2 protein-coding genes are annotated in these 790 nt (G+C 74.8%); one reads left to right on the top strand and one right to left on the bottom strand.

The annotated features are described in order from the left end of the window. Positions 1–212, top strand: a 212-nt coding sequence (locus GT354_RS54920; RefSeq protein WP_237535805.1) for a hypothetical protein, incomplete at its 5' end; no start/stop codon positions are given. Between the two features lie 348 nt (positions 213–560). Here GT354_RS54920 and GT354_RS36035 read toward each other — a convergent pair. Further along, positions 561–790, bottom strand: a 230-nt coding sequence (locus GT354_RS36035) for a hypothetical protein (RefSeq protein WP_161360595.1), incomplete at its 5' end; no start/stop codon positions are given.

The following is a 790-nucleotide window of genomic DNA, read 5'->3' on the forward strand; positions in this document are numbered from 1 at the left end:
CTCCGCGCCGCCCGCTCCGCGCCGCGTCGTTCCGCCCCGTGCCGCCGTTCCGCGCCGCCGCTCCGCCGTCCCGCTCCGGTCCGCGCCGTTCCGCTGCGATCGAGGGTCGGTCAGTGCCTGTACAGGTCTTGAGGCTCGGCGACTACGGACTCGGCGCGGGTGAGGGCGCCGGGCGGGTACGGCTCGGTGAGCCGGCTCAGTTCATCGGGTGATCGCCGAGGGCACGTCGTCGCGCGGTTCGGGCTCGTCCGGACGCACCCGGGTCTCGGGCGGTCACCGAGAAAACAGGCTGTGGGGGCGGCGGGCGCGAGGGCCGCGAAGGGTACGCCGTGGCCACCGGCCCACGCGCGGATGCCGAACACTCGTCCGGCCCGGATCGAAGGTCGACCGCGACCCACCGACCCACGCGCGGATGCCCAACACCGGCAAGATGAGCGGGACGAGCGGGATCGGTAGCCCGGCGCCGGGACTTGCCACGTCCCCGAGCGAGGCACCGGCCCACAGCGCGAGCGTGGCCGGCATGCCGATCGACGGCCTCCGGGCGAACACGTCGCCGTGAGTCACGTCGGGTCGTTGGCCTCAGCGTTGTCGGGCGCGGCGGTGGCTGCGGATATTCGGCTGCGGGACTGGGTGCCCAGGAGTCCCGCGGCGAAGAGCATGATGCCGATGGCGAGGGCGGCCAGGGTCGGGAGATACCAGCCGGCCTCCGAGCCCTGTTCGGCGAACGCGGTGACGACGGCGGACACGCCGGCGCACACCAGCGGCGCCGCGAACGCGAGGCCCCGCCGGC

It is taken from the genome of Streptomyces sp. SID3343, from assembly GCF_009865215.1.
GTDB lineage: Bacteria > Actinomycetota > Actinomycetes > Streptomycetales > Streptomycetaceae > Embleya.